General features: G+C 67.4%; 29 protein-coding genes. 6 read left to right on the forward strand and 23 right to left on the reverse strand.

From position 1 onward, the window contains the following. Positions 1–3: 3 nt before the first annotated feature. The 4 genes from AC3EF3_RS13410 to AC3EF3_RS13425 are packed head-to-tail and all read left to right on the forward strand — an operon-like array spanning position 4 to position 3841. Complete coding sequence (locus AC3EF3_RS13410) at positions 4–903, forward strand: NAD-dependent epimerase/dehydratase family protein (RefSeq protein WP_488532649.1); 900 nt, start codon at positions 4–6, stop codon at positions 901–903. Continuing rightward, complete coding sequence (locus tag AC3EF3_RS13415; protein ID WP_488532650.1) at positions 900–1460, forward strand: sugar transferase; 561 nt, start codon at positions 900–902, stop codon at positions 1458–1460. Before AC3EF3_RS13410 ends, AC3EF3_RS13415 begins: the two co-directional genes overlap by 4 nt. A gap of 39 nt (positions 1461–1499) precedes the next feature. Further along, complete coding sequence (lysS, locus tag AC3EF3_RS13420; protein ID WP_488532651.1) at positions 1500–3029, forward strand: lysine--tRNA ligase; 1530 nt, start codon at positions 1500–1502, stop codon at positions 3027–3029. 17 nt (positions 3030–3046) lie between these two features. Continuing rightward, the gene (locus AC3EF3_RS13425; protein ID WP_488532652.1) at positions 3047–3841 is read left to right on the forward strand and encodes a DUF707 domain-containing protein; all 795 of its coding nucleotides are present in this window, start codon (positions 3047–3049) and stop codon (positions 3839–3841) included. A 7-nt stretch (positions 3842–3848) separates the two neighbouring features. Here AC3EF3_RS13425 and nagZ read toward each other — a convergent pair whose 3' ends face one another. From nagZ to AC3EF3_RS13535, 22 genes are all read right to left on the reverse strand, one after another. Continuing rightward, positions 3849–4913: a beta-N-acetylhexosaminidase gene (nagZ, locus tag AC3EF3_RS13430; protein WP_488532653.1), complete on the reverse strand. Its 1065-nt coding sequence runs from the start codon at positions 4911–4913 to the stop codon at positions 3849–3851. Next, positions 4910–5311, reverse strand: a complete 402-nt coding sequence (gene acpS / locus AC3EF3_RS13435; protein WP_488532654.1) for a holo-ACP synthase — start codon at positions 5309–5311, stop codon at positions 4910–4912. Before acpS ends, nagZ begins: the two co-directional genes overlap by 4 nt. Further along, positions 5308–6066: a pyridoxine 5'-phosphate synthase gene (locus tag AC3EF3_RS13440; protein ID WP_488532655.1), complete on the reverse strand. Its 759-nt coding sequence runs from the start codon at positions 6064–6066 to the stop codon at positions 5308–5310. Before AC3EF3_RS13440 ends, acpS begins: the two co-directional genes overlap by 4 nt. Further along, the gene (recO, locus tag AC3EF3_RS13445) at positions 6063–6815 is read right to left on the reverse strand and encodes a DNA repair protein RecO (protein ID WP_488532656.1); all 753 of its coding nucleotides are present in this window, start codon (positions 6813–6815) and stop codon (positions 6063–6065) included. Before recO ends, AC3EF3_RS13440 begins: the two co-directional genes overlap by 4 nt. 12 nt (positions 6816–6827) lie before the next feature. Further along, positions 6828–7736, reverse strand: coding sequence for a GTPase Era (gene era / locus AC3EF3_RS13450; protein ID WP_488532657.1), 909 nt, complete (start codon positions 7734–7736; stop codon positions 6828–6830). 7 nt (positions 7737–7743) lie between these two features. After that, positions 7744–8427, reverse strand: coding sequence for a ribonuclease III (gene rnc, locus AC3EF3_RS13455; protein WP_488532658.1), 684 nt, complete (start codon positions 8425–8427; stop codon positions 7744–7746). A 14-nt stretch (positions 8428–8441) separates the two neighbouring features. Then, positions 8442–8798, reverse strand: coding sequence for a DUF4845 domain-containing protein (locus AC3EF3_RS13460; protein ID WP_488532659.1), 357 nt, complete (start codon positions 8796–8798; stop codon positions 8442–8444). Between the two features lie 38 nt (positions 8799–8836). Next, positions 8837–9805 (reverse strand): signal peptidase I, encoded by a 969-nt coding sequence (gene lepB, locus AC3EF3_RS13465; RefSeq protein ID WP_488532660.1) that lies wholly within the window; start codon positions 9803–9805, stop codon positions 8837–8839. Between the two features lie 4 nt (positions 9806–9809). Then, positions 9810–11618 carry a translation elongation factor 4 gene (gene lepA, locus AC3EF3_RS13470; protein WP_488532661.1) on the reverse strand — a complete coding sequence of 603 codons (1809 nt, stop codon included), beginning with the start codon at positions 11616–11618 and terminating at the stop codon, positions 9810–9812. Between the two features lie 497 nt (positions 11619–12115). Then, entirely contained in the window at positions 12116–13594 is a 1479-nt protein-coding gene (locus tag AC3EF3_RS13475; RefSeq protein WP_488532662.1) for a DegQ family serine endoprotease, read from the reverse strand. A 41-nt stretch (positions 13595–13635) separates the two neighbouring features. Further along, positions 13636–14658 (reverse strand): MucB/RseB C-terminal domain-containing protein, encoded by a 1023-nt coding sequence (locus AC3EF3_RS13480; RefSeq protein WP_488532663.1) that lies wholly within the window; start codon positions 14656–14658, stop codon positions 13636–13638. Positions 14659–14669: 11 nt separating this feature from the next. Continuing rightward, on the reverse strand, positions 14670–15245 hold the full coding sequence (locus AC3EF3_RS13485; RefSeq protein WP_488532664.1) for a sigma-E factor negative regulatory protein: 576 nt from the start codon (positions 15243–15245) through the stop codon (positions 14670–14672). A gap of 23 nt (positions 15246–15268) precedes the next feature. After that, on the reverse strand, positions 15269–15907 hold the full coding sequence (gene rpoE, locus AC3EF3_RS13490) for an RNA polymerase sigma factor RpoE (protein ID WP_488532665.1): 639 nt from the start codon (positions 15905–15907) through the stop codon (positions 15269–15271). Next, positions 15904–16368, reverse strand: a complete 465-nt coding sequence (locus tag AC3EF3_RS13495) for a hypothetical protein (RefSeq protein WP_488532666.1) — start codon at positions 16366–16368, stop codon at positions 15904–15906. The genes rpoE and AC3EF3_RS13495 overlap by 4 nt, the downstream gene beginning before the upstream one ends. A gap of 15 nt (positions 16369–16383) precedes the next feature. Continuing rightward, a complete protein-coding gene (gene fabF / locus AC3EF3_RS13500) occupies positions 16384–17631 on the reverse strand; it encodes a beta-ketoacyl-ACP synthase II (RefSeq protein WP_488532667.1) in 1248 nt (415 codons plus the stop codon). 8 nt (positions 17632–17639) lie between these two features. Next, positions 17640–17879: an acyl carrier protein gene (gene acpP, locus AC3EF3_RS13505; RefSeq protein ID WP_145895081.1), complete on the reverse strand. Its 240-nt coding sequence runs from the start codon at positions 17877–17879 to the stop codon at positions 17640–17642. Positions 17880–17962: 83 nt separating this feature from the next. Continuing rightward, entirely contained in the window at positions 17963–18706 is a 744-nt protein-coding gene (gene fabG / locus AC3EF3_RS13510) for a 3-oxoacyl-ACP reductase FabG (protein ID WP_488533790.1), read from the reverse strand. Continuing rightward, positions 18706–19647: an ACP S-malonyltransferase gene (fabD, locus tag AC3EF3_RS13515; protein WP_488532668.1), complete on the reverse strand. Its 942-nt coding sequence runs from the start codon at positions 19645–19647 to the stop codon at positions 18706–18708. The genes fabG and fabD overlap by 1 nt, the downstream gene beginning before the upstream one ends. A 40-nt stretch (positions 19648–19687) precedes the next feature. Next, positions 19688–20665 carry a beta-ketoacyl-ACP synthase III gene (locus tag AC3EF3_RS13520; protein WP_488532669.1) on the reverse strand — a complete coding sequence of 326 codons (978 nt, stop codon included), beginning with the start codon at positions 20663–20665 and terminating at the stop codon, positions 19688–19690. Then, positions 20665–21714: a phosphate acyltransferase PlsX gene (gene plsX / locus AC3EF3_RS13525; protein ID WP_488532670.1), complete on the reverse strand. Its 1050-nt coding sequence runs from the start codon at positions 21712–21714 to the stop codon at positions 20665–20667. The genes AC3EF3_RS13520 and plsX overlap by 1 nt, the downstream gene beginning before the upstream one ends. 76 nt (positions 21715–21790) lie before the next feature. Next, the gene (rpmF, locus tag AC3EF3_RS13530) at positions 21791–21973 is read right to left on the reverse strand and encodes a 50S ribosomal protein L32 (protein WP_488532671.1); all 183 of its coding nucleotides are present in this window, start codon (positions 21971–21973) and stop codon (positions 21791–21793) included. 115 nt (positions 21974–22088) lie between these two features. Then, complete coding sequence (locus tag AC3EF3_RS13535; protein WP_488532672.1) at positions 22089–22640, reverse strand: YceD family protein; 552 nt, start codon at positions 22638–22640, stop codon at positions 22089–22091. Positions 22641–22666: 26 nt separating this feature from the next. Between AC3EF3_RS13535 and AC3EF3_RS13540 the strand changes: the two genes are divergently transcribed. Both AC3EF3_RS13540 and AC3EF3_RS13545 read left to right on the forward strand, forming a co-directional pair. Then, positions 22667–23269 carry a Maf family protein gene (locus AC3EF3_RS13540; RefSeq protein WP_488532673.1) on the forward strand — a complete coding sequence of 201 codons (603 nt, stop codon included), beginning with the start codon at positions 22667–22669 and terminating at the stop codon, positions 23267–23269. Next, positions 23266–24030 carry an SAM-dependent methyltransferase gene (locus AC3EF3_RS13545; RefSeq protein WP_488532674.1) on the forward strand — a complete coding sequence of 255 codons (765 nt, stop codon included), beginning with the start codon at positions 23266–23268 and terminating at the stop codon, positions 24028–24030. The genes AC3EF3_RS13540 and AC3EF3_RS13545 overlap by 4 nt, the downstream gene beginning before the upstream one ends. Positions 24031–24038: 8 nt before the next feature. Here the strand turns inward: AC3EF3_RS13545 and AC3EF3_RS13550 are convergent, their stop codons facing one another. After that, positions 24039–25028: a S49 family peptidase gene (locus AC3EF3_RS13550; protein ID WP_488532675.1), complete on the reverse strand. Its 990-nt coding sequence runs from the start codon at positions 25026–25028 to the stop codon at positions 24039–24041. Between the last annotated feature and the right edge of the window lie 6 nt (positions 25029–25034).

Below are 25034 nucleotides of genomic sequence, written 5' to 3' on the forward strand. Positions count from 1 at the left end.
GTCGTGACGGGGGCGGGCGGTTTCGTCGGCCGCACGCTGGTGGCCCTGCTACGGCAGCGCGGACACGAGGTCGTGACGATCTCGCGTTCAGAAAGCGCGATGGTCACGGTACCCGGTTATGCGGACGCGCGCCGGCTCGCCGCGGCGATGCAGAGCGCCTCGAGCGTGATCCATCTCGCGGCGCGCGCGCACCGCGGCGGCCTGGACGCGGATTTCGAGCCCAACGTGCTCGCGGCGAGCACGGTCGCCAGCGCCGCGCGCGCAAGCGGTGTAGGCCGCCTCGTGCTGGTCAGCTCCATCGGCGTGAACGGCAATGTGACGCATGCGCGGCCTTTCACCGAAGCCGATGCGCCGGCGCCGGTCGAGCCTTATGCGCGGAGCAAATTGCGCGCCGAGCAGGCGGTGCAGCGCGAGCTCGCGGATTCGGCGACCTCGTGGACGATCGTGCGCCCGCCGCTTGTGTACGGTCCCGCAGCGCCCGGGAATTTCGCGCGGCTGGTAGGTGCAGTCGCACGCGGGTTGCCGCTGCCGCTGGCCGCAGTGCATAACCGCCGCAGCCTCGTCGGGGTCGACGCCCTGAGCGAGGCCCTGCTCCTGGCGGCCACACATGCCGCCGCGGCCAACGAGCTGTTTCTCGTCGCCGACGGCGATCGCGTATCCACGCCGGAGATCGTCCGCGCGATCGCACGCGGGCTTGGCCAGCCCGCGCGACTGTGGCCGGTTCCGCCGGCCTTGCTGATGGGGGCCGCATCGCTGGCCGGCCGCCGGCGCATGGCCGAGAGCCTGTGCGCCTCGCTGGAAGTCGACGCCTCCAAGGTGCGCCGCTTGCTTGGCTGGCACCCCCCGCAGGCCACGCTCGAGGGCATCGCGAGCGCCGTGGCGCAGCGAAGGACGGACCGATGAAGCGCGCAATCGACATCGTCCTTTCGCTCGCGGCCCTGATCGTGCTCGCCATTCCGATCGCGCTGGTGGCGCTCGCCGTCAAGCTCACCTCTCCCGGTCCGGTCCTGTACTGGTCCGACCGCATCGGCCGCGACAACCGCACCTTCCGCATGCCCAAGTTCCGCAGCATGCGCATCGACACGCCGCAGGTCGCGACGCACCTGCTCGAATCGCCCGAGCGCTGGCTCACGCCGATCGGCAGCTTCCTGCGCCGGAGCAGCCTCGACGAGCTGCCGCAGCTGTGGAGCATCCTCGCGGGCGACATGAGCATCGTCGGGCCGCGACCGGCGCTGTTCAACCAGCATGACTTGATCGAACTGCGCGCGCAGCGCGGCGTGCACCAGCTGCGGCCGGGCCTCACCGGCTGGGCGCAGGTCAACGGGCGCGACGAGATCCCGATTACCGACAAGGTGGCGTACGACGCCTGGTACCTGGAGCATGCGTCGCTCGCGCTGGACCTGCGGATCATGGCGCTCACGGCGCTCAAGGTGCTGCGCCGGGAGGGCGTCGCGCACTGATCCGGCCCCGCTGGGCCGAAAAACTAGAATAGAGGGCTTATGTCCGAACAAGACCGCCCCACCCCGCCCCAGGATGAAAACCAGCTGATCGCCGAGCGCCGCGAGAAGCTCAAGGCCCTGCGCGAGGCGCAGAAGGCGGGCCAGGGCGTCGCCTTCCCGAACGACTTCAAGCCGGGCCATCGCGCGGCTGCTTTGCACGAGCACCATGGCGCGAAAGCGGCCGAGCAGCTGGAGAAGGAAGCCATCGTCGCCAGCGTCGGCGGACGCATGATGCTCAAGCGCGTCATGGGCAAGGCGAGCTTCGCGACCCTCCAGGACGCGACCGGCCGTTTCCAGATCTACGTGACGCGCGATGCCGTCGGCGAAGAAGCCTATGCCGCGTTCAAGCACTGGGACCTGGGCGACATCATCGGCGCGGAAGGCACGCTGTTCAAGACGAAGACGGGCGAGCTCTCGCTGCACGCGACCAGGATCCGCCTGCTCACGAAGAACCTGCGGCCCATGCCGGACAAGTTCCACGGCGTCGCCGACCAGGAGCTGAAGTACCGCCAGCGCTACGTGGACCTGATGATGGACCCGGCAGCGCGCGACCGCTTCGTGGCCCGCAGCAAGGCGGTGAGCGGCATCCGCGAATTCATGTCCGGAAACGGTTTTCTCGAGGTCGAAACGCCGATGCTGCACCCGATCCCGGGCGGCGCGAACGCCAAACCGTTCATCACGCACCACAACGCGCTGGACCAGGCGATGTACCTGCGCATCGCACCGGAGCTTTACCTCAAGCGCCTCGTGGTCGGCGGCTTCGAGCGCGTGTTCGAGATCAACCGCAACTTCCGCAACGAAGGCATCTCGGTGCGCCACAACCCCGAGTTCACGATGCTGGAGTTCTATGCGGCGTACTGGAACTACCTGGACCTGATGGACTTCACCGAAAGCCTGGTCCGCGACGCCGCGCAGAAGGCCGTGGGCACGCTGCAGCTCACGTACGGCGGCAAGCCGGTGGACCTCGCGACGCCCTTCGACCGACTCACGATCGTCGAGGCGATCGGCAAGTACACCGATGCCGGCGACAACGTCGGCAACCGCGACTGGTTGGTCGACGCACTGCGCAAGCTGGGCCTGAGCGAGGAGAAGGACCGGCTCTCGAAGCGCTCGCTGGCCGCGCTGCAGGTCATGTACTTCGAGGAGAAGGTCGAGGAGCAGCTCTGGCAGCCCACCTTCATCATGGAGCATCCGACCGAGATCTCGCCGCTCGCGCGCGCCAACGACTACCGGCCGGAAGTGACGGAGCGCTTCGAGCTCTACATCACCGGCCGCGAGATCGCCAACGGCTTCTCGGAGCTGAACGACGCCGAGGACCAGGCTGCGCGCTTTGCCGCGCAGGTGAATGCGAAGGACGCGGGTGACGACGAGGCGATGTTCTACGACCACGACTTCGTGCGCGCGCTCGAATACGGCATGCCGCCCACCGGCGGCTGTGGTGTCGGCATCGACCGGCTGATCATGCTGCTCACCGACAGCCCCAGCATTCGCGACGTGATCCTGTTCCCGGCGCTGCGACGCGAGGGCTGACGCGCTTGGCCCGGAACGTGCCTCCGCAGGTCGCGGCAGCCGTTCCGCTCCGGTTGCACACGCCGCTTCCCGCGCAGCGCCGGCGCAACCTGGTGTTTTTCCGGTGCGGCGCGCGGTCGCTGCATCGCCGGCTCTATCCGCTGCCTGCGCATCGCAGCTGGGACTGCGCGCTTTCGTGTTACGAGGCGCCCGACGCGAGCGACCGGCAAGCCGAATACGTGCTGACCGGCGGCGTGAGCAAATGGGATGCGTTCGCGCAAGCGCGCTTCGAGCAGCCCGGGCTCGGTTTCGACGGCTACGAGCGCTTCTTCCTCGTGGACGAGGATATCGAGTTCCGCGATAGGGCGGACGTCGACCGGATGTTCACCATCGCCCACGACCACGGGCTCGCGATCTGCCAGCCCTCGCTGTCGCCGCAATCGCACGCGAGCTGGCTGATCACGCGACACAACCCGTCATGGTTCCTGCGCCACACGAACTATGTGGAGTCCATGATGCCGTTGCTCGGCGCCGAAGCGGTGCGACTGCTGGAGGAGGACCTGCGTGCGGCGGTTTCCGGGTACGGCGTGGACATCGCTTTCCATCACGTGCTGGGACCGCAGCGCCCGATGGCGATCGTCGACGCGATCATGGTGTCGCACACGAAGCCGGTCGACCCGGTCAATGGCCCTTTCTACCGTTACCTGCGCTCGATGGGGGTCGAGCCGAGCGAGGAGCTGGCATGGTTCCTGGCGCGGCACGGCATGTCGAACTTCGGCGCGACGACGTTCGGCGGGATCTCGCTGGTGCAGTGGGCCTATCCCCTGCCTTGACCAGCTTTCAGGGGAGCAGGTCCAGCGCGTGCATGTAGTCCGGGTCGCCCATGAGGGCGTCCCAGCTCAAGGCGGGTGAACGCGGCAGCAGCGAGAGGCGGCGCCCTTCGCTCGCTTCGCTGGGCTGCCACTGGCCCTTGTCGCGCGCTTGCGCGAGGCCCGCGAGCAATTCGTCGATCGCCGCGCCGCCCTCGCTCTGCACCGACTGGTTGCACAGCGGCACGAGGTCGCAGCCGGCCTGCAGCGCGACGACGGCGGCTTCGGAATAGCTCACGCGCTTTCCGTCGATCAGGCGTGCGCCTTCCATGCTCAGGTCGTCGCTCACCACGGCGCCCTGGAAACCCAGGTCGCCGCGCAGGATGTCGTTGAGCCAGCGGTCGGAGAACCCCGCCGGGCGCGCATCGACCTTCGTATAGACGACGTGCGCCGGCATGACGCAGGTCAGCACGGTGCTGAGCCAGCGGTATGGCGCGGCGTCGTCGGCCAGGATCGCCTTCAGGCTGCGGTTGTCGACGGGAATGTCCGTGTGCGAATCGGCCTTGACGAAGCCGTGTCCCGGGAAGTGCTTGCCGCAGTTCGCCACGCCCGCTTTCAGCAGGCCGTGCATCAGGCTCTTGGCAAGCAACCCGACGACGCGCGGATCGCGATGGAAGGCGCGGTCGCCGATCACGGTGCTGCCCCCGAAGTCGAGGTCCAGCACCGGCGTGAAGCTGAAATCGACGCCGCAGGCGCGCAGTTCCGCCCCGAGCACGAAACCGGCGGCGGTGGCTGCGTTGGTCGCCGCCATCGCGTCCTTCATCCACAGCTCGCCGAACGTGCGCATCGGGGCGATGTGCGTGAAGCCGTCGGTGCGGAAACGCTGCACGCGCCCGCCCTCGTGGTCCACGCAGATGATCACGTCCTCGCGGACCGCCTTGATGTCCGCGCACAGCTGCGTGAGCTGCGCCCGGTCCTGCCAGTTGCGCGTGAAAAGGATGAGACCGCCGGTCAGCGGGTTCTCGATGCGCGAGCGGTCGGCATCCGTGAGCTGCGTGCCCGCGATGTCCAGGATGATGGGGGCGTGCTGGGTCATTGCTGTTCTTTCTTTTCCACCACGACGAAGCTCGCCGCGTAATCGGATTCATCGGTCACGGTGACGTGTGCGACGAGGCCCTGGGCCTCGAACCAGTCCTTCAGGCCGCCGTGCAGGAGGATGTAGGGCTTGCCGCTGCGCTCGTTGGCGATCTCGCACAGGCGCCAGGCCATCGGCATGCGCATGCCCAGGCCCACCGCCTTGCTGAAGGCTTCCTTCGCCGAAAAGCGCGTCGCGAGGTAGCGGATGCCGCGGTCGGGCCAACGGGCACTGCGGAATTGCCAGACCTTGATCTCGCCCGCGGACAGCACGCGCTGCGGGAACCGGTCGCCGTGCCGCTCGAGCGAGGCGCGGATGCGCCGCACGTCGCAGATGTCGGTGCCTATCCCGAAGATCATGCGCCGTCGAATGCGCGGGCGATGCTCGCCAGGTAGGCGCGCGTGGTCGCCTCGTAGCCGAGCTCGAGCGCATCGGCAATGAAGGCGTGGCCGATCGAGACTTCGCCGACGCCCGGCACCACGCGCAGGAACGTGGTGAGGTTGTCGCGATTCAGGTCATGGCCCGCGTTGACGCCCAGGCCGCAGTCGAGCGCCGCCTGCGCCGTGTTCGCGTAGGCACGCAGCACCTGGTCTTGGTTCGACGTGCCGAATGCGCGCGCGTAGCCTTCGGTATAGAGCTCGATCCGGTCGGCGCCGATGTCCTTCACAGCCTGCATGGCCCGCGGCACCGGGTCCATGAACAGGCTGACGCGCACACCCAGTGCATGCGCCTCGTCGACGATGGTCTTCAGCCGCTTCGCGTCCGCGGGCATGTCCCAGCCGTGGTCGCTCGTGAACTGGCCCTCGGCGTCGGGCACCAGCGTGCACTGGTGCGGCCGGAACTCGCGCACGAAGTCCATCAGGTTATGGAAGGGGTTGCCCTCGATGTTGAACTCGGCTTGCGGCCAGGCCTTGAGCAGCTCGTGCAGGTCGCGCACGTCCTCGGCGCGTATGTGGCGGCCGTCGGGACGCGGATGCACGGTGATGCCGTGCGCACCGGCGTGCAGGCACAGCACGGCGGCGTGCGTGACGCTCGGGATGCCCAAATGCCGCGTATTGCGCACGAGCGCCACCTTGTTGAGGTTCACGGACAGCGCGGTGCGAGGGGTGTTCATAGCGATTGCAGGTCGATCATCAGCTGGCGCGTGCGCAGCGTACCGACCCCGCAATGGTAGTGCAGCAGCGCGCGCAGCTGCGGCTTGAGCTCGGCATTGACGGGTGCCGCCTCGCGCGCGGTCGCCTGGAACGGCGCCGGATTGTCCAGCGCCCGCTGCAACGCGAGCCACTGCGCCCCGGTGAGGGCCGGCCGCTCGTCGTCCTCCCCGACCGCGATCAGGCCGGCTTCGGCAACGAGCGCATAGCGCGCGTCCACGTCAAGCGGGGTGAACGTGAGCGTCTGGGCATCGAGCGTTGGCAGCAGACCGATTTCCCGCAGCAGCAGCAGCTCGAAGGCGCGCAGCGCCGGCTCCAGCGCGTCGCCGTGTTCGGAGCCGAGCACGGCGACGGCCGCCGCATACGCGTCGAACAGCTGGGGATGCGGATCGTCGCGCGCCAGCAGCCGCAGGACCAGCTCGTTCAGGTAATAGCCCGACAGGAGCGCGTCGCCGGTGGGCATCACCTGCCCGCCGACCCACTCGGCGCCCTTGAGCGTGCGGATCTCCGCGTCGCCACCGAACGCGACGTGCAACGGCTGCAGCGGCAGCAGGACCGGGCGAAAACTGGAACTGGGGCGCTTGGCGCCTTTCGCGACGAGCGCCACGCGACCATGATGGCGCGTGAAGACCTCGAGGATCAGGCTGGATTCACTCCAGTCATAGCGGTGAAGCACGAACGCCGGCTCGTCCGAGATTCGCTTGGTGGCCATCGGACTGCCGGGCTATTCGTAGCCGAAGCTGCGCACGCGCGCTTCGTCGTCCGCCCAGCCGGAACGCACCTTCACCCACAGCTCGAGGAACACCTTGCAGTCCATGAGCTTCTCGAGTTCCTGGCGCGCCTCGGTGCCGATGCGCTTGAGCCGCTCACCGTTCTCGCCGATCACCATCGCCTTGTGGCCATCCCGCTCGACGACGATGGTGGCCGAGATGCGCACCAGCCGGTTGAATTTCGGGCTCGGCTCCTCCTCGAACTTCTCGATGACGACCGTGGAGGTGTAGGGCAGCTCGTCGCCCGTGAGACGGAACAGCTTCTCGCGCACCGTTTCGCCGGCGAGGAACCGTTCGCTGCGGTCCGTGAGCTCGTCCTCGCCATAGAACCAGGGTTGCTCGGGCAGGTACTTCTCGCAGACCGGGAACAGGCGCTCGATGTCCTTCGCGTTCTTGGCCGCCATGGGCACGATGTCGGCGAACGCGTGGCGCTGGGCCACGTCCTGCAGCCACGGCGCGAGTTCGGCGCGGCGCTTCACCGTGTCGAGCTTGTTCGCGACCAGGACCACCGGGATGCCCGGCTGGAGCAGGCCGAGCACCTTCGCGTCGGCGGGCGTGAAATGGCCCGCTTCCACCACGAACAGCACGAGGTCGACGTCGGACACGGCGCCCGTCACGGCCTTGTTGAGCGCGCGATTGAGCGCCGTGCCATGGCGGGTCTGGAAACCCGGCGTGTCGACGAACACGAACTGCGTGGCACCGATCGTGCGGATGCCCGTGATCCGGTGGCGCGTGGTCTGCGCCTTGCGCGAGGTGATGCTGATCTTCTGGCCGACCAGCGCGTTGAGCAGCGTCGACTTGCCGACGTTGGGCTTGCCGACGATGGCGATCAGTCCGCAGCGCTGCGGGGCGGCCTCGGTCATGTGGGGCTCATTTGTGCTTCGATTTGAGCGTCAGCAAGGCAGCGGCGGCGGCAGCCTGCTCGCCGGCCCGCCGCGATGCGCCGATGCCGCGCTCGACCACGCCCAGTTCGGGAATCTCGCACTCGACGTCGAAGGTCTGCTTGTGCGCGGCCCCCAGCGTGGCGGCCACGCGATACACCGGCAGCTTCATTTTGCGCCCCTGCAGCCACTCCTGCAGTTCCGTCTTCGGGTCCTTGGCGGCCTGGGCCATGCCCGGGTTGATCTCGACATCCCGGTACAGCCGATGGACCAGCGCCTCGGCTGTGGCATAGCCGGCGTCGAGGTGCACGGCGCCGATGAGGGCCTCCAGCGAGTCGGCGAGGATCGAGGGACGCCGTTCCCCGCCGGAACGCGCTTCGCCTTCGCCCAGGCGGATGACGTCGGACAGCTTCAATTGCACCGCCAGGCGGTGCAGCGTGTCCTGCTTGACGAGGTTGGCGCGCACGCGCGAGAGGTCGCCCTCCGGCAGCGCGCTCAGGCGTTGGTACAGCAGGCTGGCCACGGCGAGGTTCAGGACCGAATCGCCGAGGAATTCGAGGCGCTCGTTGTGGTCGCTGGAATAGCTGCGGTGCGTCAGCGCCCGCTCGAGCAGCTTCGGGTCGCGAAACCGGTGTTGCAGCCTTTCCTGCAACTGGGCGAGCTGGCCATCCACGCGTGCTGGGCGACTTACCTGGCGTGCTTGGACTGCCCGGCGTACTTGAGCAGCAGGAACGCCGGCCCGAACAGGTGGATTTCCTTGTTGTACGCGAAGCTCACGACGACATAGTCGCCGTCCTTGGTGACCACGAGGTCCTTCGGCTCGATCGATGTGATGTTGTCGATGTCCGCCGCATTCTGGAAAATCTTTCGCACATCGGCGACAGTGGCTCCGTCGGACGACTTCTGGGCGGCCTTGAGGATCGCCTGGTATTCGACGGCCGTCGGCAACACCTGCGCGCCCACCACCCCGACGCAGGCGAGCACGCCCGCGATGAACAGCAGGGTGATGAAGGACACACCCGACTGCCCCGCTCTTGATTTCATCTCCATTCCCACTCCTCAGCGCCCTTGACCCTGGGCGACTACTCGAATGACCCGATGCGCCTGAAACTGCCGAAATTCATCCAGATGAAGAACGCCTTGCCGACGATGTTCCGGTCCGGGACGAACCCCCAGTAGCGCGAGTCGAGCGAATTATCGCGGTTGTCGCCCATCATGAAATAGTGTCCCGGCGGCACCTTGCACACGACGCCCTCGACACTGTAGCGGCAATTCTCCTTGAATGGGAAGTTCTCCACGCCCGGGATGAACGCGGGCCGGTTGTCGTCGTTCAGGATGCGATGGCGCTTGCCTCCGAGCACCTCCTCGTACTGCTTGAAGTACGCCATCGAGTCCTCGTCGAAGTAGTCGGCCACCGGCTGCTTGCTCACGGGCAGCCCGTTGACCGTGAGGCGCTTGTTCAAGTACGCGACCTCGTCGCCGGGGACGCCGACCACGCGCTTGATGTAGTCCAGGCTCGGCTTGGGCGGGTAGCGAAAAACCATCACGTCTCCGCGCTGCGGCGGCGTGCCCTCGGTGAGCTTGGTGTTCAGCACCGGCAGGCGCACGCCGTAGGCGAACTTGTTCACCAGGATCAGGTCGCCCACCAGGAGCGTCGGGATCATCGAGCCGGAAGGGATCTTGAAAGGCTCGAAGAGGAACGAGCGCAGGACGAAGACGGCGAGGATCACGGGAAACAGGCCCGCCGTCCAATCCAGCCACCAGGGCTGCATGAGCACCCGTTGCCTGGCCTGCGCGACCATCTCGCCGTCCTCGGCGCGGATGCCCTGCGCCGAGAGGCTCGCGCGCCGAACTTCCGCCTTGGCCTCCAGCTCGGAGGCGACCTCGCGGCGCCTGGGCAGAAAATAGAAGCGTTCGGCCAGCCAGTACAGGCCGGTGACGACGGTGGCCAGGAAAAGGAGCAGCGCGAAGTTGCCCTCGAGGAATCCGAAGTACCACGCGCCTGCGTAGCCGACGAAAGCCGCGAGGATCGCGGCGGTCAGGAGCTGCATCGCCTTATTCCTCGACCTGGAGGATGGCGAGGAAGGCTTCCTGCGGGACTTCGACGGAACCGATCTGCTTCATTCGCTTCTTGCCTGCCTTTTGTTTTTCGAGGAGCTTGCGCTTGCGGGTGATGTCGCCGCCGTAGCATTTTGCCAGCACGTTCTTGCGCAGCGCCTTGACGGTTTCGCGCGCGATGATATTCGCCCCGATGGCCGCCTGGATCGCCACGTCGAACATCTGGCGGCTGATGATCTCGCGCATCTTCGCCACCACCGCCCGCGCGCGGTAGGGAGCCTGGCTGCGGTGCACGATGATAGACAGCGCGTCGACCTTGTCGCCGTTCAGCAGGATGTCGACCTTCACCACGTCCGAGGCACGGAACTCCTTGAACGTGTAGTCCATGGACGCGTAGCCGCGGCTCACGGACTTCAGCTTGTCGAAGAAGTCCAGCACGATCTCGCCGAGCGGCAGGTCGTACGTGAGCATCACCTGCTTGCCGTGGTAGGCCATGTTCAGCTGCACGCCGCGCTTCTGGTTGGCCAGCGTCATCACCGGTCCGACGTATTCCTGCGGCATGTACAGGTGCACCGTGACGATCGGTTCGCGGATCTCCTGGATGCGGCCCTGGTCCGGCATCTTGGCGGGGTTCTCGACCATGATCACCTCGCCGTCGCCCTTGACGACTTCATAGACGACGGACGGCGCGGTGGTGATGAGATCCTGGTCGAATTCGCGTTCCAGGCGCTCCTGCACGATCTCCATGTGCAGCAGGCCGAGGAAGCCGCAGCGGAAGCCGAAGCCGAGCGCCTGGCTCACCTCCGGCTCGTAATGCAAGGACGAGTCGTTCAGCTTGAGCTTTTCCAGCGCATCGCGCAGCGAGTCGTACTGATTCGCCTCGGTCGGGTACAGGCCCGCGAACACCTGCGGCTGGATCTGCTTGAAGCCCGGCAGCGGCTCGGTGGCGCTGCCCGCGTTGTTCGGCAGCTTCTTCTCGAGCGTCACCGTGTCGCCGACCTTGGCCGCCTGCAGCTCCTTGATGCCGGCGATCACGTAGCCGACCTCGCCCGCCTCCAGCGAATCGCGCGGCTGGTTGGCGGGCGTGAAGACGCCGAGCTGGTTGGCCTCGTACGCCGCGTCGGTGGCCATCAGCTTGATGCGCTCACCTTTGGCGAGGCGGCCGTCCACCACGCGCACGAGCATCACGACGCCGACGTAGCTGTCGAACCAGCTGTCGATGATCATGGCGCGCAGCGGCGCCAGCGGATTGCCGCGGGGCGCCGGGATGTTGGCGACGATCGCCTCCAGGATGTCGTCGATGCCCATGCCGGTCTTGGCCGAGCAGGGAATGGCGTTGGACGCGTCGATGCCGATCACGTCCTCGATCTCGCGCTTGGCGTTTTCCGGGTCGGCCTGCGGCAGGTCCATCTTGTTCAGGACCGGCAGGACCTCGACGCCCAGGTCGAGGGCCGTGTAGCAGTTGGCGACCGTCTGCGCCTCGACACCCTGGCTCGCGTCGACAACGAGCAGTGCGCCCTCGCACGCGGACAGCGAACGCGAGACCTCGTACGAGAAGTCGACATGGCCGGGCGTGTCGATCAGATTGAGGTTGTAGACGCGTCCGTCGCGTGCCTGATAACGCAGTGCAGCGGTCTGCGCCTTGATGGTTATCCCACGCTCCCTCTCGAGCTCCATCGAGTCGAGCACTTGCTCTTCCATCTCGCGATCCGACAAGCCGCCACAGCGCTGGATCAGGCGATCCGCGAGCGTCGATTTGCCGTGATCGATGTGCGCGATGATCGAGAAGTTTCTGATGTGATTCATCAACGGGAACGCTTAAGTGATTGAATTCAAACGGCGAAGGACAAGAAAAAAGGGCGCGTCGAATGGCGACGCGCCCTGAACCAACAATCTATGGCAACTGCGATAGTTGGAGCTTCATTGTAGGCAAAAAGCCCGGGGCGTACAGCCGCAGGGACGGCCGCCAACCGTCGTTGCAGACCAGCAACAAGCACTTTGATCACAGGTTATCAACAATTTTCGGGAGCAAGCTCTGGGACAACTTGTGGGCGATCTGTGAATCTGAGCTGCGGTTCCCGCATGGTGGTTCGCAAGGCCTGCGATATACGCCGAATGGCGACTCGGGCCGGTGGATTCTATCGAAAAAGGCAGGTGCTTGAGGCGAAAGTTAGCGGACGCAAACTTTGAAGCCAGCCCAGCCGTCCTGAAAAAAATTTTTGCCGCGTCTCATTTGGACGACCGGCTGCCGCAAAAAAAGCCCCAAACCCGAGTCCGGGTTGGGGCTTTCACGCCAGGGCCGCTCAGCGCGCGGGACGGATCACCAGATAGGTGGCCAGCTCGCCTCGCCGCAGCAACACGGGAATCGGCTTGCTCTTGTCCGTCTTCGCCAGCACGGCCTCGAACTCGCGAACACTGCTCACGTCGACATTTCCGATCTGCACGATCACGTCGCCCTCGCGGATGCCTGCGCGCGCCGCGCCTTCGCTCGCCGCTTCGACCTTCACCCCACCCTTGACCTTGAGCTCCTTCTTTTGCGCTTCCGTCAGGTCACTCACCTGCAGGCCGATGGATTGCGCCCCCGGCGAGGAGGGCTTGGGTTTTTCCTCCTTGGGCGCCGAAGCGGCCCGCACCGGCTTTTCGGGTTCGAACTCGGCGACCGTGACCGGCAGGTCGCGCGCAGCCCCTTTGCGGAAGATCGTCAGCGTGGCGCGCGTGCCAGGCTTCGTGTTCCCGACCATGCGCTGCAGCTCGTTCGCCCGTTCGATGGAGTTGCCGTTGAACTTCGTGATGATGTCGCCCGGCTCCAGCCCCGCCTTGTCCGCCGGCGAGCCGCTTTCGACGCTGCGGATCAGTGCGCCCATCGGCCGGCCGAGCCCGATCGATTCCGCGACGTCGCGGCTGACCTGGTCGATGGACACGCCGATGCGCCCACGGGTGACACGGCCGGTGGCGCGCAGCTGTTCGCTCACGCGGATGGCCTCGTCGATGGGGATCGCGAACGAGATGCCCATGTAGCCGCCCGAGCGCGAATAGATCTGGCTGTTGATGCCCACCACCTCGCCGCGCATGTTGATCAGCGGGCCGCCCGAGTTGCCCGGATTGATGGCCACGTCGGTCTGGATCAGCGGCAGGTAGTCGCCCGTGTCCCGCTGCTTCGCGCTCACGATGCCGGCCGTCACACTGCTTTCCAGGCCGAAAGGCGAGCCGATGGCGAGCACCCATTCGCCCACACGCAGCTTGCTCACGTCGCCGGCCCTCATCACCGGCAGGCCCGTGGCCTCGATCTTCACGACGGCGACATCGGTGCGCTTGTCCAGGCCGATGATCTTGGCCTTCATCTCGCGCTTGTCGGTGAGCGTGACCACCACTTCGTCCGCCCCTTCGACGACGTGCGCGTTGGTCATCACGAAGCCGTCGGACGAGAGGATGAAACCCGAGCCCAGGCCGCGCGGCTGCTCCCGCTCCTGCTCCTCCGGCTGGGGGCGGTTCGGGCGGCGCGGCGCGTTCGGCACGTTGGGCATCGGCTGGCCGAAGAAGCGCCGGAAGAACTCCTGCATCTCCTCGTCCATGTTGCCCGGCACGCCCGGACGCGTGCGCTCCAGCGTGCGGATGCCGACGACGGCGGGCGCGACCTGGTCGACGAGGTCGGCGAAATCGGGAAGGTTGCGCCCCGGCTGCGCGAACGCGGGCTGCGCGGGCACGAGCGCCAGGTTGGCAGCGAGCGCGAAGGCGAGCGCCGTGCTCCAGGCGCGCAACTGTTTCCAATCGGTTCTGGGCATGTCGACCTTTCGAATGAGGATGAACGCTTGGGATTGTGGGCTTATTTGCGGCGTTCGAGGCCTTGCGCGAAGGCGCGCAGCGTCGAGGCGGGCACCTCGCCCACAACCGTCAGCCACCAGTCCTGCACGCGTTGCGTGAGCGTCTGCGTGGCGCCGCTCGCGAACAGCCCTTCCTGGGCGTGCCGGCGGGCGTCGTACGGCTCGATGAAGAGCGAGACTGCCGCGAGCCCATCCGAGAAGATCCATTGCATGGTGCCTTCGGGCGCCGGGCCGCCGCCCACCGGGCGCTTGTAGCAACTGATGGGCTTGAAGCCTGCCGGCGGCGCCTTGAGCTGCCAGCCTTCGGATTCGGCGGTGGTCTTCACCACGTCGGCGTTCTCCACACGCCAGCCCGCGGGCGCGGCCATCATCTGCGTGAGCCTGTCGGCCCGCACGGGCGCATCGAGCGTGAGTTCGGAGAACGCCGACTGCTCGAGCACGCTGCCGTCCGCATCGATGGTCTGCAGTTTCACGACCAGGCCCGACTTCTTCTCGCTCCAGATGCGGTAGCCGAAGCGCAGGTTGTCGCGCGGCGCCAGCTGCACGACGTCGGCCTCGAAACCGGCGACGCGATCGGTGCCCATGCGGCGGGCGACGTAGAAATCGGGGATCGAGCTGTCGCTCGACTTGAGCAGGTTGGTGAAGACGCCGAGCGACTCGCGCCTCTCGGTACGCACGAGATGCGCGTCCGGGTAAAAGGTGACGACCTGCTCGTTGCGGCGGAACACGGAGCGCGGCGCGCCCGTCAGCGACTCCACGCGCTCGACCTGCACCCCGCCATTCCATGCATGCCAGATGCGGGCGCTGGACATGCCGCCGCCGTTCGACGACACGACGAAGGTTCCCGCGTAGCTGCGCAGCCTGGAGGCTTCGTGCATGCGCATGAGCCACTCGCTCACGCTGCGTTCGCCGGAGCGCGCGGGCGCGGAGGCCGGCTGCCCCCGTACCCAGCCGAACTGGAGGCCCAGGCCGACGGCGACCAGGCCGCGCGCGAAAGTGCGTTTGGACGGGAGCGTCCGGGCCACGGGCGCTGGCATCAGCGGCCCTGGCCGTCGAACGTCGCGTTCCGGAGGTAGCCCGCTGGCGCGACCGCCCCGCCGCCGAGCTGGCGGTGCGCCGCGAGGAATTCGTCCAGGCGCGGGTCGCGGATCATCACGCCCCGCGATGTGCCTGTGAGCACCGTGCCGGCGGGCGGAGACAACGGCGCGGCAGCCACCTGCCCCCGATCGGGCCGGGGTGCGCCCGCGATGACCGTCCACGCGAACGCGGACACGGCTGCCACCGAGGCCACGCCCGCCACGAGCTTCCATCGGAAGACGCCATCGTTGGCCGCTTCACGCGGTGCGCGCGTCACGGGCAGGACATTCGTCTCGGCCACGACTTGCTCGCCGCGCAGGCGCTCCTGCAGGCGCCCCAGGAACTGGTCCGGCGGGGCGCAACGCGCCAGTTCGCCCGAACGCAGCACGTCCCCGATCAGGTGATACGCGTGCCATGCCTCGCGCGCCGCAGCGTCCGTGGCGGCCAGCTCCACACCCCGGGCGAACGCATCACCGTGCAACTGTCCGTCGGCCAGTGCCGAAATCACTTCACGCTTGTCGATCTGTTCCATCATCCGCTCCGCCGAATCCACATCACTCACCAGCGCTTGCCCGACTGGTTCTCCAGCAAGGGCTTGACCTTCGCCGAGATCGCCTCCCGGGCCCGGAAGATCCGGGACCGGACGGTGCCGATCGGGCAATTCATCACTTCCGCGATCTCTTCGTAGCTCAAACCCTCGATCTCGCGCAGGGTCACGGCCTGGCGCAGTTCCTCGGGCAGGGCTTCCATGGCCGAGTTCACCGTGGCGGCGATTTCCTTGGCGGCCAGCACCGTCTCCGGCGTCTCCGCGCTGGTTAGTTCGTTCTCCATGGCGGAAGTTTCATCTTCCTCGTCACCCCCGCCCCTCAAGGCGGTCTCGGAGACCAGCGGGTCGCGCTTGAGGTCGACCAGCGCCTTCTTCGCCGTATTGACGGCGATCCGGTACAGCCAGGTATAGAACTGCGCATCCCCGCGGAACTGGGCGAGCGCCCGGTACGCCCGGATGAAGGTTTCCTGGGCGATGTCCTGGATCAGGTCCTGGTCACGCACCATCCGGCCTATGAGGCGCTCGATCCGGCGCTGGTACTTCACCACCAGCAGCTCGAAGGCGCGCTGGTCCCCGGCCACCGTGCGCTCGACGAGCATCAGGTCGGTGGCGGCCGGCGCGGGCGTCGCAGCGGGCGGCGTTCTTGTCATGGTTTCGCGTCGCCCTCGCCTGGCGCGCCGGGCAGCGCTTGCGGGCTGGGGCGCGAATATACCGCACGCCGCAGGTCGTCCCAGCGGGCCGGAAGCGCGCTGCGCTCGAGCCAGAGCCAGCATCCGCCCCGCCCTGCCGCCCGCCAGCGCAACAGGAGCAGCCGCTGCGCGTCCAGCGCGACTTCGGGCGTGCCGGCGTGCGTCCCGTCCGCTCCCGCCAAGGTCCAGCTTTCCCCGTCCCACGCTAGCGTGCCCACGGGCGAGCGCAGCCACGCACGCCCGGCGATCGCGCCGGCTCCGAGGACGCAAGCGCCCGCCAGTGCGAGGACAACCGGCCCGCTGTCCACCTGGACGGCCCAGGCCGCCACGGCGACAGCGCCGGCCGACCAGAGGGCGAGCGCGGCAACGCCTGCGAACAGGGCACGCCCCGCCGGGTAATTCACCGCCGGGGCGCTATGCATGGACAGGAAGGCGCTTTACTGGAAGCGCTTGAACACCAGCGTGCCGTTGGTGCCGCCGAAGCCGAAGTTGTTCTTCACGGCGTAGTCGATCTTCATGTCGCGCGCGGCGTTGGCGCAGTAGTCCAGGTCGCACTCGGGATCCTGGTTGAAGATGTTGATGGTGGGCGGGCTCTTCTGGTGATGCACCGCGAGTGCCGTGAACACCGATTCGATGCCGCCGGCGCCGCCGAGCAGGTGGCCGGTCATCGACTTCGTCGAATTCACGACGAGCTTCTTCGCCGCATCGCCGAACGCCGCCTTGATCGCGTTCGTCTCGTTGATGTCGCCCAGCGGCGTGGACGTGCCGTGCGCGTTCAGGTACTGGACCTGGTCCGCATTCACGCCCGCGTTGCGCAGCGCATTGACCATCGAGCGGCGCGGGCCGTCGACATCGGGCGCGGTCATGTGGTACGCGTCGCCGCTCATGCCGAAGCCGACCAGTTCGGCGTAGATCTTCGCGCCGCGAGCCTTCGCGTGCTCCAGCTCCTCGAGCACCATGACGCCGCCGCCCTCGCCCAGCACGAAGCCGTCGCGGTCCTTGTCCCAGGGACGGGACGCCGTCTTCGGGTCGTCGTTGCGCGTGGACAGCGCGCGCGCCGAAGCGAAGCCGCCGATGCCCAGCGGCGAGACGGCCGATTCGGAGCCGCCGGCGACCATCACGTCGGCATCGCCCGATTCGATCAGGCGCGCGGACAGGCCGATCGCGTGCAGGCCGGTGGTGCAGGCCGTCACGACGGATATGTTCGGGCCCTTGAAGCCGTATTTGATCGAGACGTGGCCCGAGATCATGTTGATGATCGACGCCGGCACGAAGAACGGCGAGATGCGCCGCGGGCCGCGGTTCACCAGCTCGGCATGCGTCTCCTCGATCATCGGCAGGCCGCCGATGCCCGCGCCGATGTTGCAGCCGATGCGCTCGGCCGTTTCGCCCTTGAGCGCGTCGCCGGTGGGCAGGCCGCTGTCCTGCACCGCCTGCACCGCCGCCGCGTACCCGAGATGGATGAAGCGGTCCATGTGGCGCGCCTCCTTCTCCGGGATGTAGTCGGCGATGTTGAATCCCTTGACCTCACCCGCGAAGCGGCACGCGAAATTGGCCGCGTCGAACTGCGTGATGAGGTCGATGCCGGGCTTGCCGGCCAACAGGCTCTCCCAGGACTCGGCAACGGTGTTGCCCACGGGGCTCACGCACCCGAGTCCGGTGACGACGACACGGCGGCGAAGCATCTTGGGGGTCAGGCCTTCTGGTGGGCGTTGGCGTAGTCGATGGCGTTCTGCACCGTCGTGATCTTCTCGGCGTCCTCGTCCGGGATCTCGATGCCGAACTCGTCCTCGAGCGCCATCACGAGTTCCACGGTGTCGAGCGAGTCAGCGCCCAGGTCGGCGACGAACGACTTCTCGCTGGTCACCTGGGACTCCTCCACGCCGAGCTGCTCGGCGATGATTTTCTTGACACGTGCTTCGATATCGCTCATTGGGTTCCCTCAGGGGGTTGTGAATGAATCGTCAATTCTAGCTTTTGGCGGGTTGAGGCCCGTGGCTCCCCGCCGAGGCAGCTTCAGGCCATGAACATGCCGCCGTTGACGTGGATTTCCTGGCCCGTCACGTAGCCGGCCTGCGGCGAGGCCAGGAACGCCACGGCGTAGGCGATGTCGGCCGGCTTGCCGAGATGTCCCAGCGGAATCTGCGCGAGCAGCGCTTTCTGCTGCTCTTCGGGAAGCACGGCCGTCATGTCGGTCTCGATGAAGCCGGGCGCCACGCAATTCACGGTGATGCTTCGGCTGCCGAGTTCGCGTGCCAGGGCGCGGGTCATGCCGGCGACTCCGGCCTTCGCTGCGGCGTAGTTGGCCTGGCCGGGATTGCCCGAAGCGCCGACCACGGACGTGATGTTCACGATCCGGCCATAGCGCTGTTTCATCATGGTGCGCATCACCGCCCGGCTCATGCGGAAGACGGCCTTGAGATTGGTGTCCAGCACCGCATCCCAGTCTTCGTCCTTGAGGCGCATCGCGAGCATGTCGCGCGTGATGCCCGCGTTGTTGACGAGGATGTGCAGGCCGCCCTGCTCCTTCGCGATCGAGTCGACCAGCGCCTCGGCTGCCGCAGCGTCGTTCACGTCCAGCACCGCGCCCTTGCAGCCGGCGAATTGCGAAAGGGCTTGCGTCACTTTCGCGGCGCCCTCGGCCGAGGTGGCCGTGCCGACCACCTTCACGCCGCGCTGCGCGAGTTCATGGGCGATGGACGCGCCAATGCCGCGCGAGGCACCCGTGACGAGTGCGACCTGTCCTTCGAGCTTTGCCATCATGCGAGCGCCCCTTTCACCTCGGCGAGAGTCGCGCGATCGTACAGCGCGAGGCCGGTGACTTCCGGATCGATGCGCTTGCACATGCCGGCAAGCACCTTGCCGGGTCCGCATTCGACGACGCTGGTGACGCCGCGCGCCTTGATCGCCTGGATGCATTCGACCCAGCGCACCGGGCCGAAGGCTTGTTCGTACAGTGCGCCGCGGATGCGATCGGGATCGGTCTCCACCTTCACCTCGATGTTGTTGACGACCGGGATGCGCGGGCTCGCGAACGGGGTTGCCGCGAGCCTCGCCCTGAGCTTCTCCGCGGCGGGCTTCATCAGGCTCGAATGGAAGGGCGCCGACACCGACAGCGGCAGTGCGCGCTTCGCACCCATGGACTTCAGCACTTCGCAGGCCTTGTCGACGCCCGCCTTGCTGCCGGCGATCACGGTCTGCGCGGGATCGTTGAAGTTCACGGCTTCGACCACCTCGCCCGAGGCCTGCCGTTGCGCCTGAGCGCAGCCTTCGATCACCTTCTGCGCATCCAGGCCCAGGATCGCGGCCATGGCGCCGGTGCCGACGGGCACCGCTTCCTGCATCTCCTGCGCGCGGAAGCGCACGAGCGGTGCCGCATCCGCGAGCGCCAGCGCACCGGCGCACACGAGCGCGGAATACTCGCCCAGCGAATGGCCCGCCATCAGGGCCGGCTCGGCGCCTCCCTCGGCGCGCCAGACGCGGTACGCTGCCACCCCCGCGACCAGCATCACCGGTTGCGTGTTGGTGGTGAGCGCCAGGGATTCCTTGGGGCCGTCGTGGATCAACCGGCCGACGTCCTCGCCAAGGGCGTCCGAGGCTTCGCGCAGCGTGGCGATGACTTCCGGATGCTCGCCCCAGGCATCGAGCATGCCGACGGATTGCGAACCCTGGCCGGGAAAGACGAAAGCGAACGGTTTCATAAGGGATGTGCGCGCCGGCAAGGCGCGTCGGGTATCGCGGTCAGAAATCGAGCAGCACGGCGCCCCAGGTGAAGCCGCCGCCGACGCCTTCGAGCATCAGCGTGTCGCCCTTCTTCACCTTGCCGCCGCGCACGGCCGCGTCGAGGGCCAGCGGGATCGAGGCCGCCGATGTGTTGCCGTGCTGGTCCACGGTGACGACGAGCTTGTCCATCGGCAGTTTCAGCTTCTTCGCCGTACTCTGCATGATGCGGATGTTCGCCTGGTGCGGGATCAGCCAGTCGATGTCGGAATCCTTGCGGCCGGCTTTCTCGAGCGTGGCGCGCGCCGCATCTTCAAGCACGCCGACGGCGAGCTTGAACACGGCCTGCCCGTCCATCTTGAGCAGCGGGTCGCCCAACACCTGGCCGCCGGACACCGTGCCGGGCACGCACAGGATGCCGACATGCTTGCCGTCGGCATGCAGGTCGCTCGCGAGGATGCCGGGCGTGTCGGACGCCTCCAGCACCACGGCGCCGGCGCCGTCGCCGAACAGCACGCAGGTCGTGCGGTCGTTGAAGTCCAGGATGCGGGAGAACACTTCGGCGCCGACGACCAGCGCCTTGCTGGCCGAGCCGGTGCGGATCATCGAATCGGCGATGGTCAGCGCGTACACGAAGCCGCTGCACACGGCTTGCACGTCGAGCGCCGGGCAGCCCGCGATGCCCAGCTTGTTCTGCATGATGCAGGCCGCCGACGGGAACACCATGTCCGGCGTCGAAGTCGCGACGATGATGAGGTCGATGTCCTGCGGCTTCAGGCCCGCCGCTTCGATGGCATGGCGCGCGGCATTCGCGCCGAGGTCGCTCGTCGTGACGCCGGCGTCGGCGAAATGGCGGGCGCGGATGCCGGTGCGCTCGACGATCCACTCGTCGGAGGTCTCGATGCCCTTGGCGGCGAGTTCCGCGGCGAGCTGGTCGTTGGTCACGCGCCGGGGCGGCAGGTAGCTGCCCGTGCCGGCGATTCGGGAATAGCGTTGCATCAGAAGGTCACTGCATCGGCGGGCTGGACATCGGGTTCGCCGGCCGCGAGCAGCGGGCGGGCGTGGGCGATGCGGGCCTGGACGCGATCGAGCAAGTTGTTTCGGGCCGCATCATACGCGCGGACCAGCGCCTGCTCGAAAGCAAACGCATCGGCGGAACCATGGCTCTTGAAGACAAGGCCACGCAGGCCAAGCAGCGCGGCGCCGTTGTAGCGGCGGTAGTCGACCCGGTCCTTGAAGGCGGACAGCACCGGATAGGCGACGAGCGCCGCCAGCTTCGTGAAGATGCTGCGCGAGAATTCCTGTTTGAGGAACCCGCCGATCATCGAGGCGAGGCCTTCGCTGGTCTTGAGCGCCACGTTGCCCACGAAGCCATCGCACACGACGATGTCGGTGGTGCCCTTGAAGATGTCGTTGCCTTCGACGTTGCCGTGGAAATTGAGGTCGCCGCTGGCCGCCGCCGAACGCAGCAGCTCGCCGGCGCGCTTGATCACCTCGCTGCCCTTGATCACTTCCTCGCCAATATTGAGCAGGCCGACCGTTGGCGCGTCCACGTGCTTCAACGCAGAGACCAACGCAGACCCCATCACGGCGAACTGCAGCAGGTGCTGCTCGGTGCAATCGACGTTCGCGCCCAGGTCCAGCACCGTGGTGGCGCCACCCTTCGCATTGGGCAGCGGATAGGCGATGGCCGGCCGGTCGATGCCTTCGACGGTCTTGAGCAGGTAGCGCGCCAGCGCCATCAGCGCGCCGGTGTTGCCCGCCGACACCGCCGCCTGCGCCTTGCCGTCCTTCACCTGCTGGATCGCCACGCGCATGGACGAATCCTTCTTCTTGCGCAGCGCGATCTCGACCGGATCGTCCATCGCGACGACTTCGCTCGCGGGAACGACCTGCCCGCGCGGATGGTCCCATGCGGCGAGCGCGTCGGGCTGGCCGACGAGCAGCAATTGCGCGCCGGGTTCTTGTTCCAGGAATTGCCGGCAAGCGGCGAGCGTCACGCGCGGACCGTGATCGCCTCCCATGCAATCGACTGCCAGGATCGTCATGGCTGAACTTTACAGCTTGGCAAAACAAAGGCCCGCGCTGCGCAGCAGGCGGGCCTTCATCGAGGTTCGGTGCGCGTCAGGCTTCGTTCTTGGTCTTGAGGACCTTGCGGCCACGATAAAAGCCCGTGGGGCTGATGTGGTGGCGCAGGTGCGTCTCGCCCGTGGTGGGCTCGATCGCGATGCCGGGCGTGGTGAGCGCGTTGTGCGAGCGGTGCATGCCGCGCTTGGACGGCGACTTCTTGTTCTGCTGGACGGCCATGGTGGGCTCCTGTTCGGGGTGGCCCCGCGCTGGGCGCAAGGCAGGTCAATAGGGTGGGACGAGGGCACGCGCAGCCTCCGGCCGCAGGGTGCGAAGCCCACCATTATAGCCAAATCTATTCGTCCCGACCGGAGGGCGTCTTGAGCCGCCCCAGGACGGCGAACGGGTTCTCGTGGCGCGCCGATGAGCCCTCGAAGTTCTCGTCGGCGATTTCCAGGTGCACCGGCGGGCAGGTCTCGTGCCGCGGCGCGAGCGGCATGTCCATCAGCAGCTCGTCTTCGACCAGCTGGACCAGGTCGAAATTGCGGCTCAGCGCGAGCACGTCTTCCTCGGACTGGTCGTCTTCGGCGGCCGCCGTCTCCTCGTCGCCGACAAAACGGAACGACCGGTCGACCGCGACGGGCACGTCCACCGGCATGAGGCAGCGCTGGCACGTGAGGGACAAGGTCGTGCCGGCCTTCAGGTGCAGCCAGACCTGCGGCTGCACGTGCTGCGGATTGCGGACTTCGGCGCTGGCCGACCACGTGACCGGCGTCTCGGCACCGCGCCCCTGCGTCTCCGACAGCAGCCGGGCGTGAACGCGCAGGGGCTCTTCGCCCGCGAGTTCACCCGCTTCTTCGGCGAAGGATCTGACGTCGAGATGGCGCGGAGAGAACAGCCTCGGCATGCGTTCCAGTGTAAGAGAATCGCGCCATGCCGCCGCCCCAACCGCCCTTGACCCGACGCGTCGTGCTGGGTTCGAGCTCGCCTTATCGCCGCGAGCTGCTGTCGCGCCTCAAGGTCCCGTTCGGGATCGACCTGCCCGACGTGGACGAAACGCCCCAGGCGGGCGAAAGCCCGCGCGAGATCGCGCTTCGGCTGGCTCTGGAGAAGGCGCGGGCCGTCGCGGCCCGCCATCCCGACGCAGTGGTGATCGGCTCCGACCAGGTGGCGGACCTCGGCGGCGAGCCGCTCGGCAAGCCCGGCACGCACGAGCGCGCGATCCAGCAGCTGCGGCGCATGCGCGGGCAAGTCGTCGTGTTTCACACCGCGGTGGCCGTGGTGTGCCGGGCCACGGGCTTCGAGCAGGTCGATCTCGCACCGGTGCGCGTGACCTTCCGCAACCTGGGGGACGAAGAGATCGAGGCGTACCTGCGGGCGGAGAAGCCCTACGACTGCGCCGGAAGCGCGCGCAGCGAGGGCCTGGGCATCGTCCTGCTGGAATCCATCGAGAACGACGACCCGAGCGCGCTGGTGGGCCTGCCGCTGATTCGCACGTCCCGCCTGCTGCGCGCCGCCGGGGTGCAGCTGCTGTGACCGCCGCGCGGGGTCGCCTTTATCTCGTTCCGGCGCCGCTCGATTTCGGCTGTACCACAGCGGTGCCCCTTGCCGAGGTCCTGCCCGATGCGACGATCGCGCGAGCCGCCACCATCACGCACTGGATCTGCGAGAACGCGAAGACGGCGCGTGCGTATCTCAAGCGCATCGGCGAGGTCCATGGCCTGTCCGCACCCTTGCGGGATCAGCAGATCGTGGAGCTTCCGCGCGAAGTCCACAAAAGGGGCGACCACGCCGCGCCCTTCGACGCGTCCGCGCTGCTGGCGCCGGCACTGCAAGGCCACGACGTCGGCCTGCTGAGCGAAGCGGGCACGCCGGCCGTCGCCGATCCCGGTTCATCGGTTGTGCGCAGCGCGCACGACCTGGGCATCGATGTCGTGCCGCTGGTCGGGCCGGTGTCGCTCCTGCTCGCCCTCGCGGCCAGCGGCCTGAACGGCCAGAACTTCGCGTTCGTCGGCTATGTGCCGCAGGAGGCGGGGCCGCGTGCGCAGCGCGTGCGCGAACTGGAAGCCCTCGCGTCGAAACAAGGCCAGACACAGCTCTTCATCGAAGCGCCTTATCGCAACGCAGCTTTGTGGAAGGCGCTGTGCGACACCTTGCAGCCGGCCACGAGGCTGGCCGTCGCGAGCGGACTGACCTTGCCCGGTGCAGCGATCCGCAGCGCGCGCGTCGCCGATTGGCGGCGGCGCGACTGCCCGGTCGCGAACGACATTCCGGCCGTGTTCGCGATCGGGCGCTGAGACCGCGATCAGCGCAGTGCCGGGACGGCGTGCAGCGCGTGGATCGCGCCTTCGCCGATGGCCGCGCCGAACTTCTTCGCCAGTCGCTCAGCCACGTTCTCGCGCCGCGTGTAGTCGACCAGCTCTTCCGCCTTGATGACCTCGCGGGCCACGTAGTCGATGTTGCCCAGCTGGTCCGCCAAGCCCATGTCGACGGCCTGCTGGCCGGTCCAGAACAGGCCGCTGAAGAGTTCGGGCGAATCCTTCAGGCGCTTGCCGCGGCCGGCCTTCACCGCGTCGATGAACTGCTTGTGCACCTGGTCGAGCATCTGCTGGGCGAAGGCGCGCTGCTTGTCGGTCTGCGGGCTGAACGGATCGAGAAAGCCCTTGTTCTCGCCGGCCGTGAGCAGGCGACGCTCGACGCCGAGCTTGTCCATCAGGCCCGTGAAGCCGAACCCGTCCATGAGCACGCCGATGCTGCCGACGATGCTGGCCTTGTCGACGAAGATGCGATCGCTCGCCGTCGCGAGGTAATACGCGGCCGACGCGCAGGACTCTTCGACCACCGCGTAGACCGGTTTCTTGTACTTGGCCTTCAGGCGCTTGATCTCGTCGTAGATGATCCCGGCCTGCACGGGGCTGCCCCCGGGCGAATTGATCAGCAGCACGATGCCTTGCGCGCCACTGTCCTCGAAGGCGGTGCGCATGGCGGCCGTGACGGTCTCCGCGCTGGCATCGCCACCCGAGGCGATCTCGCCCTTGATTTCGATCACCGCCGTGTGGGCCGTGGTCTTGTCCGTGCTCGGCCCGCCCTTGTGCAGCAACGCCCACAGGAGCACGGCGAAGAACAACAGCCAGCCCAGGCTGCGCACGGTGCGCCAGACGCGTGCCGAGCGCTGCTCCGCAAGCGTCGCGAGCATCAGCTTCTCGAACGTGGCGCGCTCCCAATTGGAGGCGGGAGCGGGCGATGGAATCGGAGGGGGTTCCGGCGGGAAGCCCGGGGCTTGCGGTTCGTCCATATTCGT

Source organism: Ramlibacter sp. GS1-15 (genome assembly GCF_057785015.1).